This window comes from Pseudarthrobacter sp. AG30 (assembly GCF_003116525.1).
Classification (GTDB): domain Bacteria; phylum Actinomycetota; class Actinomycetes; order Actinomycetales; family Micrococcaceae; genus Arthrobacter.
Genome location: NZ_QEHL01000089.1, coordinates 1 through 256, shown reverse-complemented (window position 1 = coordinate 256; position 256 = coordinate 1). Strand labels below are relative to the sequence as shown.

The window sequence follows — 256 nt, the reverse complement described above, 5'->3', positions numbered from 1 at the left end:
TCGGCACGGTGTGCACGACGTCGTCCACACGCACCTCCACCGGCATCGGGAACGGCAGGTCGTGCGGCACCTGCCAGCGCAGGTCCAGCGTGTCGCCGCGGCGCTGCACATCCAGCTTCGGCAGCGCGGCCTGGTACAGGTAGACGTTGAAGAACCAGTCCAGCTTGCGCCCCGTCACCTTGTCCACGATGCCGATGTAGTCGCGGGTGGTGGCGTACTGCGGCGCGAAGTTGCCCGGCTTCGGATCGGGGCGTCC

1 protein-coding gene is annotated in these 256 nt (G+C 68.4%); it reads right to left on the bottom strand.

All coding sequences use genetic code 11. From position 1 onward, the window contains the following. Positions 1 to 256: hypothetical protein (locus tag DC347_RS21435; protein WP_206073990.1), on the bottom strand; the 256-nt coding region annotated here is incomplete at both ends.